Raw genomic sequence first — 17,088 nt, 5'->3', positions numbered from 1 at the left:
CCCTGCGGCGTCACCCACGAAAGGAACCTCCATGCCCCCCTCCACCCGCTCGCGGGCGCGGCTCACGGCCGCCGGGCTCGCCACCGCGCTGGCCGCCTCCGTCACGGTCGCGGCCGTGCCGACGGCCCACGCCGCCGAGGCCGCGCCCGCGTCGCTGACCTGGTCGATCTCCCAGCAGTTCGTCGACCACCTCTCCACCCGCGTGCTTTCCGACGGCGCCGGGTTCGACAGCGAGACGGGCGCGTTCTCGTTCCCCGGCGAGTCGACCTCGGTGGCCATGAACGGTGACGTCACCTACTCCTACGACGGCAGCGTGCGCGGCGCGTTCGCGATGGGCACGACCGAGTACTACGCGGTCACGATCGCCGACCCCGAGGTCACCGTCGAGCCGGACGGCGACGGAGCGGTCACCGCCGTCGTCTCCGCCGCCAACGCGGCAGCGATGGGCAACCCCGCCGGCGGCACCGAGCCGAAGCGGGTGACGGTGACCGAGTTCGCCGACGCGGCGATCACGGCCGCCGGCGTCAGCGCGACGCCCGACTGGGCCGGCGTGCTCCCGGCGGGCTCGCAGCCGGCGACGACGCTGGGCCTGAAGGAGGGCCAGCCGGTCGACGGCAAGAGCTTCCACCCCGACTTCCTCGCCCAGCTCACGGCCGGCGTGCGGGCCCACTTCCACGCCAGCGGGGCGACCGCGGACCCGAAGAAGAGCCCGGGGCTGCTCACCGCCCGGTCCGTGCCGAGCGTCACCGCCACCGTGACCGAGGCGTCGTACGCGGACGGGCTCACCGTCGCGGTCCGCGGCTCCGGCTTCAACCCGCGGACCAACCCCGGTGACGACGGGGTCTATGTCGGCCTGGCGCCGGCGGACGCGGTGATCGACTACTCCGACCGGGAGAACGGGATGGCCGCGTTCGTGAGCGTGGACTGGGTGCGGGCCAGCCGCTTCTCCGGCGGTGACTTCGCCATGTCGCTGGTCGCGCCGACCGAGCGGCTGAAGCCCGGCACCCGCTACGTGGTGCACACCTGGCAGGCGCACACCCACTCGAACACCGGCCAGGACACGATCACCCCGGTCCAGGTCGACTGGTCCGCGCTGCAGGCGCCCGCGGTCCGGGTGAAGCCGGTGGTGAGCGTGAGGATGCGCAAGCAGGTGACGACCCGCGCGGCAGGCAGGGCCACGATCTCGGTCACCGGTCGCAGTGGCGCGGCCACCGGCAAGGTGCGGGTCCAGCTGTTGCGCCAGAAGAAGGTCGTCAAGGGCCTCGGGGTGCTCCGGCTCAACCGGGCCGGGAAGGTCACCGTGACCGTCCCGCGCGGCGCCTGCGGCTGGCGCAACCTGAAGGTGAGGTACCTCGGCGACACCGCCTACACCGCCACCACGAAGACGGTGCGCGTGCGGATCAGGAAGTAGCCGGCGACTCGGCCATCCTCAGCCCGCGACACCCAGCCCACGCAGGACGAAGCGCTCGATCGCGTCCGCCGGCAGGTGTCGCGGGCTGAGGCACGCGTGGATCAGCGACATCGTGGCCTCGACGTCGTCCACCACGAAGTCGCCGCCGGCGGCGCCGGCGGCGATGATCGCGCGGAGCACGTCCTCCACGGCCACCACGTGCTCGCGGATCGCCAGCCGCGCCCCGGGGCCGAGCATGCCGACCAGCTGCACGCCCAGGCCCATGTGGAACCGCTCGCCGGCGCGCAGCTGGTGGTGCAGGTAGACCCTCAGCTGGGCGACCGGGTCGTCGGCTTCGGCCAGCAGCCGGCGCAGCTCCGCGACGTAGCGGTCGGTCTCGTGGGAGGCGTAGGCCACCACCACCGCCTCCTTGTCGGGGAAGTGGTGGTAGATCGCGGTGCGGCCCAGCCCGGCGCGGGCGGCGAGCTGGGCCATCGAGATCGCGTCGAAGCTGTGCTCGGCCATCAGCGCGGCGAACGCGTCGAAGACGTGCTGACGCACCTGCTCGCGGTGGAGGGCGAGCGTGGCGCCGGAGATCTTGGGCACGGGGCGTCGGGCTAGATGCGGGGGACGATCTTGCCGAGCAGCTCGCCCATCCGCGACGCCGCGGCGCGGCCGGCCTCGAGGACCTCCGCGTGGTTCAGCGGCTCGCCGGTGATGCCCGCGGCCAGGTTGGTGACCAGGCTGATGCCCAGGATCTCCATGCCGGCCTCACGGGAGGCGATCGCCTCCAGCGTCGTGCTCATCCCGACCAGGTCGCCGCCGATGGCGCGGATCATCCCGATCTCGGCGGGGGTCTCGTAGTGCGGGCCGGGCAGCTGGACGTAGACGCCCTCGTCCAGGCTCGGGTCGAGCTCGCGGCACAGCTCGCGCAGCCGGCGGGAGTAGAGGTCGGTCAGGTCCACGAAGTTGGCGCCCTCGATGGGCGAGGTGGCGGTCAGGTTGATGTGGTCGCTGATCAGCACCGGGGTGCCGGGCTCCCAGGTGTCCTTGAGGCCCCCGCAGCCGTTGGTGAGCACGACGGCGCGGCAGCCGGCCGCCGCGGCGGTGCGCACGCCGTGCACGACCGCGGACACGCCGCGGCCCTCGTAGAAGTGGGTGCGGCCCAGGAAGACCAGCAGGTTGCGGTCCCCGGCGCGGACCGAGCGGATCGTGCCGGCGTGGCCCTGGACGGCCGGGGGCGCGAAGCCGGGCAGGTCGGTCACGGGGATCTCCGCGGTCGCCTCGCCGAGCGCGTCGACGGCGGGCAGCCAGCCGGAGCCCATCACGAGCGCGACGTCGTGCTTCTCGACGCCGGTGATCTCGGCGAGTGCTGCTGCTGCCTGGCGGGCCAGTTCCTGGTTCTCGGTCACGGGCGAACTCTAGACCCGAGGGGGCCGGGCCCCGGGAATCCCCGGGACCAAGGTCCTCACCCCTGGCGGGTGCGCGCGTACCGCGCCAGGCTGGTCCCATGATCGACCACTTCGGCATCAACTGCGCCGACCTCGAGGCGGCGAAGACGTTCTACGACAAGGTCCTCGGCGTCCTGGGGCACACCCGGCTGATGGACTACGACGTGGCGGTCGGCTACGGCACCGACCAGCCGGCGTTCTGGCTGGGCGCGATGCCCGAGACCGGCCCCAACCGGGAGGTGCACGTCGCCTTCACGGCCACCGACGCCGCCCAGGTCCGCGCCTTCCACGCCGCCGCCGTCGAGGCCGGCATGGAGTCGCTGCACGAGCCTCGGCTGTGGCCGGAATACCACGAGCACTACTACGGGGCGTTCGTGCGAGACCCGGACGGCAACAACGTCGAGGCGGTCTGTCACACGGCGTCCGAAGGCGACTGACCGCCCCTTCTGAGCCGCCTGCGGCGCGGGCGCCGTACGCCGCGGCCAGCCCGCCCCGATGGGCGTGACTCGCGGGTAACTGGAGGATCCCGTGCACCTGGTGCGTGCGATCCTCCAGTTACCTGAGGGTAGGTGCGCGGGGCTTGGCGTGACGGGGTGTGCCGGCGGGATGCGGGGCGTACGGCGCACGCCGGGGCTCGACGTACGCCTGGCCGCGATGGCCCGGAGGGGCGTGACTCGCGCGCAGGCGGATGGGCGTGGCCCCGCACCCAAGCGGCTGGGCGCCCCAGCGCGCGAGCAGATGAGGCGTGACTCGCGGGTAACTGGAGGATCCCGTGCACCTGGTGCGTGCGTTCCTCCAGTTACCCGCGGGTAAGGGGCGCGGGGGCGGGGTTCGGCGTCGGGTTAGAGGCCGGTCGAGCGGCAGGGGCGCCGGCGCAGGGCCGCGACGTAGTCGGCCGGGGCGTCGGCGGCCTCGGCAGCGTCGGCGAGCACCCCGAGGTACGACGCGGAGGGCAGGCCGCCCTCGTAGGCGTCGAGGACGTAGGCCCACACGACGAGATCGCCGGTGAGCGTGGCCACCCGGACCTTGGTCTTGCGGAACAGGCCGGTGTCGGCCGACTCCCAGCCGTCCAGGGCGGCCATGTCCTCGGGGGTGATGTCGTAGATCGCCACGAACACCTGCTCGATGGGGTCCTCGACGATCGTGGCGAGCGCGCCGTCCCAGCCGTGCTCCTCGCCGCCGAAGGTCAGCCGCCAGCCCTGGAGCCAGCCGGTGGTCTGCAGCGGGGAGTGGGGGCAGCGCTCGCTCATCCGGGCAGGGTCCATGTTCGACCCGTAGGCGGCGTAGAGCGTCACAAGCGGCACGTTATCGGCTCCGGGCCCCAGCCCTCGTCACCGGTGCCCACTGGGGCGCGGCGGGAGCGACAGCCTAGGCTTGGCCTCGTGACCCACTTCAACGTTCTCGTCCTTGGTGCCGGCCCCGGTGGATACGTGGCGGCGATCCGTGCGGCCCAGCTCGGGCTCTCCGTCGCAGTGGTGGAGGACAAGTACTGGGGAGGTGTCTGCCTCAACGTCGGCTGCATCCCCTCCAAGGCGCTGCTCAAGAACGCCGAGCTCGCGCACACCCTCACCCATGAGAAGGCCAAGTACGGCATCGAGGGCGACGCCACGATGTCCTTCGGTCCGACGCACAAGCGCAGCCGCCAGGTCTCGGCCGGCATCGTCAAGGGCGTCCACTTCCTGATGAAGAAGAACAAGATCACCGAGATCAACGGGTGGGGGACGCTGACCGGCCCGAAGGCGATCGACGTCAAGGACGGCGACGGCAACGTCACCTCCTACACCTGCGACAACCTGATCCTGGCCCCCGGCGCGACCACCCGGCTGATCCCGGGCACGTCGCTGAGCGAGCGTGTGGTCACCTACGAGGAGCAGATCCTCGACGCCGAGCTGCCCGGCTCGATCGTGATCGCCGGCTCCGGCGCCATCGGTGTCGAGTTCGCCTACGTGATGAAGAACTTCGGCGTCGACGTGACGATCGTGGAGTTCCTGGACCGGATGGTCCCCACCGAGGACGCCGACGTGTCCAAGGAGCTCGCCAAGCACTACAAGAAGCTGGGCGTGAAGGTGATGCTCTCGACGAAGGTCGAGTCCATCGACGACTCCGGTGACAAGGTCAAGGTCACGGTGAGCCCGGCGAACGGCGGCGACCAGCAGGTGCTGGAGACCGACAAGGTGCTGCAGGCGATCGGCTTCGCGCCGCGCACCGAGGGCTACGGCCTGGAGAACATCGGCGTGGAGCTCACCGAGCGCGGCGCCATCGCGATCGACGAGTTCGGCCGCACCAATGTCGAGGGCGTCTACGCGATCGGCGACGTCACCGGCAAGATGATGCTCGCCCACGTCGCCGAGGCGATGGGGATCGTCGCGGCCGAGACGATCGCCGGCGCCGAGACCATGCCGGTCGACTTCGACATGGTGCCGCGCGCGACGTACTGCCAGCCGCAGATCGGCTCGTTCGGCTACTCCGAGGCCCAGGCCAAGGAGAAGGGCTACGACGTGAAGACGTCGACGTTCCCCTTCAGCGCCAACGGCAAGGCCGCCGGCCTGGGCGAGCCGGTCGGCTTCGTCAAGGTGATCGCCGACGCCGAGCACAACGAGATCATCGGCGCGCACATCATCGGCCCCGACGCCACCGAGCTGCTGCCGGTGCTGACCCTGGCGCAGAAGTGGGACCTGACCGCCGACGAGGTGGCGCGCAACGTGTTCGCCCACCCGACGCTGTCGGAGGCGGTCAAGGAGGCCGTCGAGGGTATCGCTGGGCACATGATCAACTTCTGAACCGCAAGCGCGAGCATGGGGCCGGCCGGCCCGGAGAACAGGAACAGGTGAACAGGGTGGATCGCGTCGTCATCATCGGTGGTGGCCCCGGAGGGTACGAGTCGGCACTCGTCGCAGCCCAGCTGGGAGCGGAGGTGACCGTCGTCGACTCCGACGGGATCGGCGGCTCGGCGGTGCTCACCGACTGCGTCCCGAGCAAGACGCTGATCGCCACCGCGGAGCTGATGACCGACGTCGCAGGCGCCGCCGAGCTCGGCGTCAACTTCGAGGACCACCAGGGCGACGCGGCCGCCGCGATCCGTGTCGACCTGGGCCGGGTCAACGAGCGGGTCAAGCAGCTGGCGGCGGACCAGTCGAGCGACATCCTGCGCCGCCTCGAGCGGGACGGCGTCCGCGTGCTGCGCGGGCGCGGGCGGCTCGACGGCCCGCAGCGCGTCGTCGCGAGCCTCCCCGACGGTGGCGAGGAGGTGCTCGACGCCGGGGCCGTGCTGGTCGCCACCGGCGCCGCGCCTCGCACCCTGCCGACCGCCCAGCCGGACGGCGAGCGGATCCTGACCTGGGAGCAGGTCTACGACATGACCGAGGTCCCCGAGAAGCTGATCGTCGTCGGCTCCGGGGTCACCGGTGCCGAGTTCGCCTCCGCCTACCTGGCGCTCGGCATCGACGTCACGCTGGTGTCCTCGCGCGACCGGGTGCTGCCCGGCGAGGACGCCGACGCGGCCACCGTGCTCGAGGAGGTCCTCAAGCGGCGGGGGATGAAGCTGCTCTCCCGCTCGCGGATGGAGTCGGTGACCCGCGAGGGGGACACCGTGACGGTGACCCTGACCGACGGGCGCAGCGTGGAGGGATCCCACTGCGTGCTGGCGCTCGGCTCGGTGCCCAACACCGCGGACCTGGGCCTCGAAGAGGCCGGGGTGATCCTCAAGGACGGCGGGTTCATCAACGTCGACCGGGTCTCGCGGACCTCGGCGCGCGGCGTCTACGCCGCGGGCGACTGCACCGGGGTGCTGATGCTGGCCTCGGTGGCCGCGATGCAGGGCCGGATCGCGATGTACCACTTCCTCGGCGACGCGGTCGCTCCGCTCGACCTGGCCATGGTCTCCTCCAACGTCTTCACCGCCCCGGAGATCGCCACCGTCGGCATCTCGCAGAAGGCCGTCGACGCCGGGGAGATGCAGGCCGAGGTGGTGATGCTGCCGCTGGCCGGCAACGCCCGGGCGAAGATGCAGAACGTCCGCGACGGATTCGTGAAGCTCTTCTGCCGGCCGGGCACGGGGATCGTGGTCGGTGGCGTCGTGGTCGGGCCGCGCGCCTCGGAGCTGATCCACCCGGTCTCCCTGGCGGTGGCCGAGTCGATCACCGCCGACCAGCTGGCGCACGCGTTCACGGTGTACCCCTCGATGAGCGGGTCCGTGGCCGAGGCGGCGCGCCGCCTGCACCGGGTCTGAGCCACCGGGCTCGCTCACCCGGGAGAACTACACGCGCGTGGTTCGACGGAACCGTTTGCCCGTCGGTGTCGGAACGTGGTGCCATCACTACTGACACATCATTCGCTACCGCCCCATCGCTCCCGGGAGTCACACCATGCGTCCGCCCCTCCGTACGGCTCCTGCCCTGATGGTGTCCAGCCTGGTGCTGGCCCTCACCGGCCTCTCCGCCCCCGTGGCCGCCGTCGAGGCGCCCACGTCCAGCCCGGAAGCGGCGTCCGCTCCGGCCCGCGGCGTGGGGGCCGCGGCGGCCCGGGTCGAGCAGCGCTGGGCGGTGCCGGGCAGCGCGTCGATCACGATCCGCGGCCGCGGCTACGGCCACGGGCACGGCATGTCGCAGTACGGCGCGGAGGGCGCCGCGCGGGCCGGCCTGACCCACCGCCAGATCATCTCCCACTACTACCCGGGTGCCCAGTGGGGGAGCGCCGGGGGCACGGTCTCGGTGATGATCGGCGACGACACCTCCGACGACGTGGTGGTGCTGGCGCGCACCCGCCTCACCGTGCGAGATCTCGCCGCGCGGACGACGTGGGCCCTGCCGGCCAACGGCGCCAAGCGCTGGCGGCTCGCGGTGGACGCCGCCGGCCGCACGGTGGTCTCGTACCGCTCCGGCGGGTGGAAGCGGTGGAAGGTGCTGCGCGGCGACGGCCAGTTCTTCGCCGGGGGCGGCGCCATCTCGCTGGTCACCCCCCAGGGCGTGCAGCGCTTCCGCGGCAGGCTGCGGGCGGCCTCCCCGACCCCGGGGGCCCGCGCCAAGGACACGGTCAACGTGGTGACCCTCGACAACTACCTCAAGGGCGTGGTCCCGCTCGAGATGCCGGCGAGCTGGAGCCCCGCGGCCGTGCGCGCCCAGGCCGTGGCCGCGCGCACCTACGCGACGTACGAGCGCAGTCACCCCAAGGCGCGCCACTACCAGATCTGCGACACCACCTCCTGCCAGGTGTACGGCGGCTTCGACGCCGAGCACCCGCGCTCCAACGAGGCCATCACGGCCACCCGGGGACAGGTGCTGACCTACGGCGGGAAGCCCGCGTTCACCCAGTTCGGGTCGAGCAGCGGCGGCTGGACCTCGGCCGGCTCGGTGCCCTACATGCCGGCGCGCGAGGACAGCTACGACGGCTGGGCCGGCAACCCCGTGCACCAGTGGTCGACCACCGTCACCGACGCCACCATCGAGGCTCGCTGGCCGGCCGTGGGCGACCTGCGCGCGATCGTGGTCACCGAGCGCGACGGCAACGGGCAGTGGGGCGGCCGGGTGTGGCGGATGCGCCTGTCGGGCAGCAAGGGGACCGTGTCGGTCTCCGGAGACACGTTCCGCTCGGTGATGGGCCTGCGCTCGACCTGGGTCAACTTCGCCGTCCGCGCGCGCTAGGGGAGATTCCCCGGACGCGGCCGTCAACGTTCTCGGCGCCGCCGCCGTCATATCCGTGACAGCGCAGCCAGGGGGACGGGAACGACGTGCGAGCAAGTAGGCGCTCCGATGCCGGGGCGGAGTTCGAGGAGTTCGCTCTCTCGCAGACCCCTTCCCTGCTGGCCCTGGCACAGGCGATGACCGGCAACCCGCACGATGCCTGGGACCTGGTCCAAGAGACGCTGACCCGGATGGCGGAGCGCTGGGAGCGGACCCGGTTCGACTCCCCGCCGGCCTATGCCCGAACGGTCATGGCGCGACTCAACGTCGATCGGGCCCGGCGTCTGCGCAGGGAGATCTCCAGGACAGCCTTCGAGGTGGTCGAGGTCCCCGTGCCTGAGAGCGAGCTGGACGGGTGGCTGGTTGAGGGGCTCAGCGCGCTCTCACCGCAGCAACGCACGGTGCTGGCCCTGCGTTATGTCGAAGACCTCTCGGTGGCTCAGATCGCCGACCGGATCGGGTCCTCCGAGGGGACGGTCAAGAGCCAGCTCTCGCGAGGCGTCGCCCGGCTCAGGCAGCGGCTGCCGCTCGGCTGGACGGCCTCGAAAGGAACCCCAGGATGAACTCCGAAGACCGTGGCGAGCTGCTGATCCGCGAGGCGTACGAGCGGTTGAGCCAGAACCCGGCCTCCGCGTCGTCGGTGATGCTGGCGGGGGTCCGCGACCGACTCGCCTCGAGGCGACGCAGGCGGGTCCGCACGCGGATCGCGCTGGGGGTGGCGGCGGTCGGGTGCGCAGCGGCGGGGGCTGTGATCGGGGTCGAGCAGCTGCCGTGGGGCGACACGAACAAGCCGACCAGGGAGGTGGGCCCAGCCGAACGGGGCGGCAAGGTGACGGGGGACTCGGCAGCGTTGGTGCTGACCGCGGCGTCGGGCCGGCGCCACGAGCTCGGCGGCCCGGTGACGGTGAGCTGCGCCCCGGTCGACTTCGAGGGCCGAGAGGTGGAGGTGCTGACCGCGAGGGCGAGCGGTGCGCAGGGCGAGTCGTACCTGCAGTTCCAGGGTGCGGTCGACAAGCTGAGGCCGGGTTCGGTCTTCGCCTTCCCCTTGGACGAGTACGGTCCCGGTGCTGCCGCGATCCCGGAGTTCCTGATGGTCTTCGCCGCGATGGTCGACCCGGCAGGCGACCGGGTGATCGGTGAAGCCAGCAGCAACGAGGCCCGGACCGTCGGCAGGCTGGAGATCCTGGAGGCCTCGTGCGGGACGACTCCCCACATCGAGGTGGCGTTCGACCTTCAGTTGGGGGCCGAGTCGAGCGGTGCTCCCGTCTCGGTGACCGGAGCCCTCCGCTAGGTCAGCTCTGGTCCCAGCCCAGCAGGCCGCTCACCTCGGCGGCGAGGGTCATCGGGTCGAACGGCTTGGCGATGACGCCGGAGACCGGCAGCCCGTCCCACATCTGGCGGCTGCCGACCTGCACCTTGGCGGTCACCAGGATCACCGGGATGTGCTGGAGCGCCTGGTCGGCCTGGAGCCGTCGGAAGGTGGTGAGCCCGTCCATGTCCGGCATCATCACGTCGAGCAGCACGGCGTCGGGCAGGTGCTGGGCCGCCATCTCCAGGCACGCCATCCCGCCGTCGGCGGTGATCACCTGCCAGCCGCCGACCAGCTCGAGCGCGAGCTGAGCGATCTCGCGGATCGAGTCGTCGTCGTCCACGACGAGCACCGTAGGCTTCGCCACAGAGTTCCTCCCAAGAGCTGGCGATTCCGAGAATCGGCAACCCCCGTGCTCCGCTTCTCCCGAGACGGAGGGTACTCCCGCGCTGGTGCAGCTCAGGCGTCGGGTTCCAACTCGAGACCGATGACGGGCTCGGCGAAGCTGACCGCGTAGTAGGTCTGGCGATCGATCGGCTTGACGCTGACGTCCGCGTTGCGCTGCAGCATCTGCTCGATCGCGTCGCCGAAGCCCCAGGCGTCGTTGAAGGCGCAGATGTCCCAGGCGCACAGGCCTCGCGCCTCGGCGACTACCCGGGTCATCTTCGTGATCATCGCCTCGAAGATCCGGCCCTGGCGGTAGTCACCGTGCACCAGGGTGAAGCCGAGGTAGAACACCGCACCTCGGGCCGACTGCTCGGGGAAGTGGTGGGCGAAGTAGGCCGCGCTGATCCACGGGACGGTGTCGAGGTCGCGGGTCAGGGTGGAGATGCCGATGATCCGGTCGCCGTCCCAGGCGACGTACTTCTCCACCCGGGGGTCCGTCATCTCCTCGAGGAACTCGTGCTCGTGCAGGATCTGGCGTGCGGCGGCCTTGGTCTCCAGCTCACCGAAGGTCTGGCGGTACAGCTGGTAGAACTCCGCGGCCGTCTCGTCGCTGACGGCGGTCTCGCAGGTGATGACCAGCGCCGGCTGGGGCGAGGCCGCGTCGGGGCGGGGCTGCTCGTTCGTCATGCTCACCACCCCACGACTCGGTAGGCGGCCAACGCGAGGGCGCACGCCGGCTGGTCCTCGTAGTGCACGCTGGTCATCGCCTTGTGCACCTCGCCGTAGCCGCCACCCCGGTTGCGCACCATGGCCTCCAGGCTCAGCTCGATCTGCTCGGCGAGCGACTCCTCGCTGCCGGCGTGGTGCTCGACGAAGAGCCCACCCCCGGTCACCGGGTCGATCGTCCAGCCGATGCCCGCCCAGGCGCTCTCGCCCGGCTGGCCGGCGTGCGCCGCGGACAGCACGCAGTACAGGCGGTCGCCGTGGTTGCCGGCGAGGGTCGAGGTGTCGTGGCGGATGGTGCTGCCCGGGGGGATCACCGACGACAGGGTGATCAGGTTGAAGTTCGCGACACCGGCGCTCAGCAGCGCCTGGTCGAAGGCGGCCAGCGGCGTGCGTGCCTTCCCGACGCCGGTGCGGATGGTGATGTCCAGGCTCGCGGCCTGGTGGGGATCAGCGGGTCGATCAGCGTTCAACGTCGTTCCTTCTGTTGTTCCGGCCGCGTTCGGGCCGTGCTCTTCCGGGGGAGTGTCGTTCCAGGCGTGTGGTCCGCGGGCCGCGCGGCAGCGCGATCCGGGGTGGGTGGCTCAGGTGGTCTCCCTGGTTCGGGGGAGGGTGAACAGCACGGTGGTCCCGACGCCGAGCTCGCTCTCGGCCCAGATCCGGCCGCCGTGGCTCTCGACGATGCCGCGACAGATCGCCAGGCCGAGACCGGTGCCGCCCTTCTGGCGTGCGTCGGAGGAGTCGACCTGCTCGAAGCGGCCGAACACGCTCTCGACCTTGTCCGCCGGGATGCCGCGGCCTTCGTCACGCACGGTGAACAGCACCTCGCCGCCGTCGATGGTGGCGCCGACCTCGACCGTGCTGCCCTCGTCGGAGTAGTTGATCGCGTTGGCCAGCAGGTTGGTGATCGTCTGCACGATCCGATCCTTGTCCGCCATCACGTCGCCCGAGGACTCCTGGAGGGAGAGCTTGACTCCGCGCGCCGTGGCGAAGCCCTCCATCTCCAGCACGGAGCCCTCGACGAGCTCGCGCGCGGTGAGCGGGGCGAGGTTCTTCGAGCCGGTGCCGGACTCGAGACGCTCGATGTCGAGGATGTCGTTGATCAGCCGGATCAGCCGCTGGCTGCTGTCCAGGGCGATGGTGACCATCGGCATCGCCCGCTCCGGCAGCTCGCCCAGACGGCCGCTCGCGAGCAGGCCCAGCGAGCCCCGGATCGAGGTCAGCGGCGTGCGCAGCTCGTGGCTGACCACCGAGAGGAACTCGTTCTTCATCCGGTCGACCTCGCGGCGCTGGGTCATGTCGCGGAAGACGACCACCGCGCCACGGACCTCGTCCTCGTCGAGAAGCGGGCTGGCGGTGATCTCGACCGGGAACGAGGTGCCGTCGGCGCGGACGTAGACGTCCTCCTCGGCACTGGAGACCAGCCCGTCGCGGATCGCCTCGGTGACATAGCACCCGGACAACGGGTAGGGCTGCCCGTCGCTGCGGGCGGCATGGAACTCGTCGTGCGCACGAAGCCCCTGCAGCTCGTCGGGGGCATAGCCCAGGGCCGCGGCGCCGGAGGGGTTGACGAACGTGATCCGCCCGGCGTGGTCCACGCCGTAGATGCCGTCCCCGACGGAGGTCAGCAGCACCTCGTTCTGCCGGGCCAGGTGGCGCAGGTGGGCGGTCTGGTCACGGACGCGCCGCTCCAGGCCGCGGCGCAGCGCGGCGTTGTCGCGGGTGAGCAGGGTCTGGCGGACCCCGATCAGCAGCAGCAGGGCGAGCCACAGGAAGGCCTGGATGGCGTGCATGCGCTCGGCGGTTCCGAAGACCGCCTGGACGATCGCCGCGGCCAGCATCACGGTGAAGACCGTGACCGTGCCGACCGTGTCGGAGACCGCGGTGCTCCCCGAGGGCACGTCGGCGGTGTCGCTGGGGTACCACGCGGACAGCCCGATCAGTCCGTAGCCGACGATCCAGCCGAGATCCAGCAGGCTGCCGAACGCGAAGTCGCCGCGCCCGGCGAGTACGGCGAAGGTCAGGTCGGCGCCGGCGTAGGCGATGAAGCCGGCGGCCACCAGGGACAGCGCGGGGCGGTCGCTGCCCACGCTGCGCAGCACCAGCAGCACCGCCACGCTGGCCAGCACCACGTCGAGCCCCGGCAGCGCCATCGCGATCAGGTAGGTGCTCAGGCCCTCGGCGCGGGAGGTGAGCAGCTGGGTGTAGACCAGCACGGAGGAGATGATGAGCACCGCCGCCCCGGCGACGAGTCCGTCCAGGGCGACCATCAGCAGGTCGAAGCCGCGGCGGCGCACGCTGGGGAAGTTCAGCAGGGCCACGATCGACAGCAGCAGGGCGGCCGCGAGGGCCGCCTCGTTGAACGTGCTCGGCGCGTCCACCGGGTCGGCGCCGACCACGGCGGCCCAGATGTTGCCGGCCACCGCGACCACGCCGGCGCTGGTGATCAGCGACCAGGCCAGCCGGCGTCGTCCCCGGGTGATCGTGGCGCGGTAGGTGCAGCTGGCGGCTCCGACGAGTCCGGCGAGCACGAGTCCGGCGGAGCTCGCCGCCTGGCGGACCCCCTCCGGCGCGCTCGGCTGGAGCAGCAGTGCGAAGAGCAGCGCCAGGCCCAGGGCGGCCGGTGCCGCGACCCGGAACCGCCGTCGCTGGACGTCCAGCGACGGCATGATTCCCATGGACCCGGACGCTACCAGTCAGAGACCCTTGGAAGTGCCAAGGGCTAGCCCAGAACGAGCACCAGATCTCCGCCCTCCACGGACTGGGTCCCGGAGAGCGCGACGCGCTCCACGACCCCGTCCACCGGCGCGGTGATCGAGGCCTCCATCTTCATCGCCTCGATGGTCGCGACCGTCTCGCCCGCGCTCACCCTCGCGCCCTGCTCCACGGTGACCGTGACGACCCCCTGGAAGGGGGCCGCGACGTGCCCGGGCTTGCCCGGATCCGCCTTCTCCGTGGCGCTGACCTCGGTGGCGACACTGCGGTCGCGCACGCTCACCGGGCGCATCTGCCCGTTCACCGTGCACATCACGGTGCGCAGCCCGCGCTCGTCGGGGTCGCTGATCGCCTGGAGCCCGACCAGGAGCTGCTTGCCCTCCTCGAGGTCGATCTCGCACTCCTCGCCCTGACGCAGTCCGTAGAGGTAGTCCAGGGTCGGCAGCACCGAGACGTCGCCGTAGTTGGCGCGTGCCTCCAGGAAGCTCTTGGTCGGTCCCGGGAAGAGCAGCTCGTTGAGGGTCTGGCGCGGCTCGCGGGCCAGGCCCTCCTCCTGCTCGGCGGTCAGCTGCTCCGCGGGTGCCTGCCAGGTGCGGCCCTCGAGGGCCTTGCTGCGGAAGGGCTCGGGCCAGCCGCCGGGCGGGTCGCCGAGCTCGCCGTTGAGGAAGCCGATGACCGAGTCGGGGATGTCGAAGGCGCCGGGGTTCTCGGCGAACTCCGCGGGGTCGGCGCCGACCGCCACCAGGTGCAGGGCCAGGTCGCCGACCACCTTGGAGGAGGGCGTCACCTTCACCACGTTGCCGAGGATGTCGTTCGCCGCGGCGTACATGTCCTCGATCTGCTCGAACTTCTCGCCCAGTCCCAGGGCGATGGCCTGCTGGCGCAGGTTGGAGAGCTGACCGCCGGGGATCTCGTGACGGTAGACCCGGCCGGTCGGCGAGGGCAGACCCGACTCGAACGGGGCGTAGACGCGGCGGGTCGCCTCCCAGTACGGCTCCAGCGCGTTGACCGCGGCCAGCGAGAGCCCGGTCTCGCGCTCGGAGTGGTCGGTGGCCGAGACCAGCGCGGAGAGCGCCGGCTGCGAGGTGGTGCCGGCCATCGAGGCGCTGGCGGCGTCGACGGCGTCGACCCCGGACTCGATCGCGGCCAGCAGCGTGGCCAGCTGCCCGCCGGCGGTGTCGTGGGTGTGCAGGTGCACGGGCAGATCGAAGCGCTCGCGCAGGGCGGTGACCAGGGTCCGCGCCGCGGGGGCGCGCAGCAGCCCGGCCATGTCCTTGATCGCCAGCACATGCGCGCCGGCGTCGACGATGCGCTCGGCCAGGCGCAGGTAGTAGTCGAGGGTGTAGAGCCGCTCGTCGGGGTTCGACAGGTCGCCGGTGTAGCACAGCGCGACCTCGGCGACGGTGGTCCCGGTCGCCCGCACCGCCTCGATCGCCGGTCGCATCTGCTCGACGTCGTTGAGGGCGTCGAAGATCCGGAAGACGTCGATGCCGGTGGCCGCGGCCTCCTCGACGAAGGCGTTGGTCACCGCGGTCGGGTACGGCGTGTAGCCGACGGTGTTGCGCCCGCGCAGCAGCATCTGCAGGCAGAGGTTGGGCACCGCCTGGCGCAGCGCCGCCAGACGCTCCCAGGGGTCCTCGCCCAGGAACCGCAGCGCCACGTCGTAGGTCGCACCGCCCCAGGCCTCGACCGACCACAGCTGCGGGGTGGTCCGGGCGACGTGCCCGGCGACCGCGAGCAGGTCGCGGGTGCGCACCCGGGTGGCCAGCAGGCTCTGGTGGGCGTCGCGGAAGGTGGTGTCGGTGACCGCGACCCGGTTCTGCTCGCGCAGCTGGCGCGCGAACCCGTCGGGGCCCAGGCTCAGCAGCTGCTGGCGGGTGCCGTCCGGCGCGGGCACGCTCAGGTCCACCGGGGGGAGCTTGGTGGCCGGGTCGAGGCTGACCGGCGCCGCGCCATGCGGCTGGTTGACGGTGACGTCGGCCAGGTAGCTCAGCAGCTTGCTGCCGCGGTCCCCGGAGGTGCGCGCCCTGAGCAGCTGCGGATGCGTCTCGATGAACGACGTGGTGACGTGCCCCGCGGCGAAGTCGGGGTCGCTCAGCACGGCCTGCAGGAAGGCGATGTTGGTGGCCACGCCGCGGATGCGGAACTCGGCGACCGCGCGACGGGCCTTCTCCACTGCCTTGTCGAAGGTGCGCCCGCGACAGGTCAGCTTCACCAGCATGGAGTCGAAGTGGGCGCTGACCTCGGCGCCGGTGTAGACGGTGCCGCCGTCGATGCGGACCCCGCCCCCACCCGGCGAGCGGTAGGCGGTGATCTTGCCGGTGTCGGGACGGAACCCGTTGGCCGGGTCCTCGGTGGTGATCCGGCACTGCAGGGCCGCGCCGCGCACGCTCACGGTGTCCTGGGACAGGCCGAGGTCGGCGAGGGTCTCCCCGGAGGCGATCCGCAGCTGGGACTGGACCAGGTCGACGTCGGTGACCTCCTCGGTCACCGTGTGCTCCACCTGGATGCGCGGGTTCATCTCGATGAAGACGTAGTTGCCCTCACGGTCGAGCAGGAACTCCACCGTGCCGGCGTTGCGGTAGCCGATCTCGCGGGCGAAGCGCACCGCGTCGTCGCACATCCGCTGGCGCAGGTCCGGGTCGAGGTTGGGCGCCGGCGCGATCTCGACGACCTTCTGGTGTCGACGCTGCACCGAGCAGTCGCGCTCGAAGAGGTGGATGACGTTGCCCTCGCCGTCGGCCAGGATCTGCACCTCGATGTGGCGGGGCTCGACCACGGCCTGCTCGATGAACACGGTCGGGTCGCCGAAGGCGGCCTCGCCCTCGCGCATGCAGGTCTCGACGGCCTCACGGAGCTGGGCGGGGTCGTCCACGCGCCGCATGCCGCGACCGCCGCCGCCCGCGACGGCCTTGACGAACAGCGGGTAGGGCATGTCGGCGGCCGCGGCGACGAGCTCGTCGACGTCGGTGGAGGGCTCCACGCTGGCCAGGGTGGGGACCCCCGCCTGCTTGGCCGCCGCGATCGCGCGGGCCTTGTTGCCGGTCAGCGTCAGCACCTCGGCGGTGGGACCGACGAAGGTGATCCCCGCGTTGGCGCAGGCCTCGGCCAGCGCGGGGTTCTCCGAGAGGAACCCGTAGCCGGGGTAGACCGCGTCCGCCCCGGCGCGCAGCGCCACGGCCACGATCGCCTCGGGATCGAGGTAGCTGCGCACGGGATGTCCCCGCTCTCCGATCTCGTAGGCCTCGTCGGCCTTGAGCCGGTGCTCGGACCAGCGGTCCTCGTAGGGGAACACCGCGACGGTGCGCGCACCGACTTCGTAGGCCGCACGAAAAGCGCGGATCGCGATCTCGCCACGGTTGGCCACCAGCACCTTGGAGAACATGCGCAGAGGCTAGCCCCACTAGGGTGCGGCCCATACTGTGTCGCTCGTCT

At 71.6% G+C, this 17,088-nt stretch carries 15 protein-coding genes; 7 read left to right on the top strand and 8 right to left on the bottom strand.

Annotation, left to right across the window (positions count from 1 at the left end; all coding sequences use genetic code 11):
* Positions 1-31: 31 nt before the first annotated feature.
* Positions 32-1,411, top strand: a complete 1,380-nt coding sequence (locus AC6EI4_RS03495; protein WP_498450590.1) for an HtaA domain-containing protein — start codon at positions 32-34, stop codon at positions 1,409-1,411.
* An 18-nt stretch (positions 1,412-1,429) separates the two neighbouring features.
* On the opposite strand, the gene AC6EI4_RS03490 is transcribed toward AC6EI4_RS03495, so the two are convergent.
* Positions 1,430-1,996, bottom strand: a complete 567-nt coding sequence (locus AC6EI4_RS03490; RefSeq protein ID WP_498423448.1) for a TetR/AcrR family transcriptional regulator — start codon at positions 1,994-1,996, stop codon at positions 1,430-1,432.
* A gap of 11 nt (positions 1,997-2,007) precedes the next feature.
* Positions 2,008-2,802 (bottom strand): purine-nucleoside phosphorylase, encoded by a 795-nt coding sequence (locus AC6EI4_RS03485; RefSeq protein ID WP_498423447.1) that lies wholly within the window; start codon positions 2,800-2,802, stop codon positions 2,008-2,010.
* A gap of 98 nt (positions 2,803-2,900) precedes the next feature.
* On the opposite strand from AC6EI4_RS03485, the gene AC6EI4_RS03480 reads away from it, so the two are divergent.
* A complete protein-coding gene (locus AC6EI4_RS03480) occupies positions 2,901-3,278 on the top strand; it encodes a VOC family protein (protein WP_498423446.1) in 378 nt (125 codons plus the stop codon).
* Positions 3,279-3,683: 405 nt separating this feature from the next.
* Here the strand turns inward: AC6EI4_RS03480 and AC6EI4_RS03475 are convergent, their stop codons facing one another.
* Complete coding sequence (locus tag AC6EI4_RS03475; protein WP_498423445.1) at positions 3,684-4,136, bottom strand: gamma-glutamylcyclotransferase family protein; 453 nt, start codon at positions 4,134-4,136, stop codon at positions 3,684-3,686.
* An 87-nt stretch (positions 4,137-4,223) separates the two neighbouring features.
* Here AC6EI4_RS03475 and lpdA point away from each other — a divergent pair, with 87 nt between their 5' ends.
* From lpdA to AC6EI4_RS03450, 5 genes are all read left to right on the top strand, one after another.
* Positions 4,224-5,621, top strand: a complete 1,398-nt coding sequence (gene lpdA / locus AC6EI4_RS03470; RefSeq protein WP_498423444.1) for a dihydrolipoyl dehydrogenase — start codon at positions 4,224-4,226, stop codon at positions 5,619-5,621.
* Between the two features lie 56 nt (positions 5,622-5,677).
* Positions 5,678-7,069, top strand: coding sequence for an NAD(P)H-quinone dehydrogenase (locus tag AC6EI4_RS03465; protein ID WP_498423443.1), 1,392 nt, complete (start codon positions 5,678-5,680; stop codon positions 7,067-7,069).
* 136 nt (positions 7,070-7,205) lie between these two features.
* The gene (locus AC6EI4_RS03460; RefSeq protein ID WP_498450589.1) at positions 7,206-8,480 is read left to right on the top strand and encodes a SpoIID/LytB domain-containing protein; all 1,275 of its coding nucleotides are present in this window, start codon (positions 7,206-7,208) and stop codon (positions 8,478-8,480) included.
* Positions 8,481-8,566: 86 nt separating this feature from the next.
* On the top strand, positions 8,567-9,082 hold the full coding sequence (locus tag AC6EI4_RS03455; protein ID WP_498423440.1) for a SigE family RNA polymerase sigma factor: 516 nt from the start codon (positions 8,567-8,569) through the stop codon (positions 9,080-9,082).
* Positions 9,079-9,810: a hypothetical protein gene (locus tag AC6EI4_RS03450; RefSeq protein WP_498423439.1), complete on the top strand. Its 732-nt coding sequence runs from the start codon at positions 9,079-9,081 to the stop codon at positions 9,808-9,810. Before AC6EI4_RS03455 ends, AC6EI4_RS03450 begins: the two co-directional genes overlap by 4 nt.
* 1 nt (position 9,811) lies before the next feature.
* Here the strand turns inward: AC6EI4_RS03450 and AC6EI4_RS03445 are convergent, their stop codons facing one another.
* The 5 genes from AC6EI4_RS03445 to AC6EI4_RS03425 form a co-directional block, all read right to left on the bottom strand.
* Positions 9,812-10,195: a response regulator gene (locus AC6EI4_RS03445; RefSeq protein WP_498423438.1), complete on the bottom strand. Its 384-nt coding sequence runs from the start codon at positions 10,193-10,195 to the stop codon at positions 9,812-9,814.
* Positions 10,196-10,287: 92 nt separating this feature from the next.
* Positions 10,288-10,902: a hypothetical protein gene (locus AC6EI4_RS03440; protein ID WP_498423437.1), complete on the bottom strand. Its 615-nt coding sequence runs from the start codon at positions 10,900-10,902 to the stop codon at positions 10,288-10,290.
* 2 nt (positions 10,903-10,904) lie between these two features.
* The gene (locus AC6EI4_RS03435; RefSeq protein ID WP_498423436.1) at positions 10,905-11,411 is read right to left on the bottom strand and encodes a pyruvoyl-dependent arginine decarboxylase; all 507 of its coding nucleotides are present in this window, start codon (positions 11,409-11,411) and stop codon (positions 10,905-10,907) included.
* Between the two features lie 111 nt (positions 11,412-11,522).
* The gene (locus AC6EI4_RS03430; RefSeq protein WP_498423435.1) at positions 11,523-13,616 is read right to left on the bottom strand and encodes a PAS domain-containing sensor histidine kinase; all 2,094 of its coding nucleotides are present in this window, start codon (positions 13,614-13,616) and stop codon (positions 11,523-11,525) included.
* 44 nt (positions 13,617-13,660) lie between these two features.
* A complete protein-coding gene (locus AC6EI4_RS03425) occupies positions 13,661-17,038 on the bottom strand; it encodes a pyruvate carboxylase (protein WP_498423434.1) in 3,378 nt (1,125 codons plus the stop codon).
* Positions 17,039-17,088 lie beyond the last annotated feature (50 nt).

It is taken from the genome of Nocardioides sp. Z43_10, from assembly GCF_059766615.1.
The sequence above is the reverse complement of the archived record's forward strand: the minus strand, read 5'-3'. Positions and strand labels throughout refer to the sequence as shown.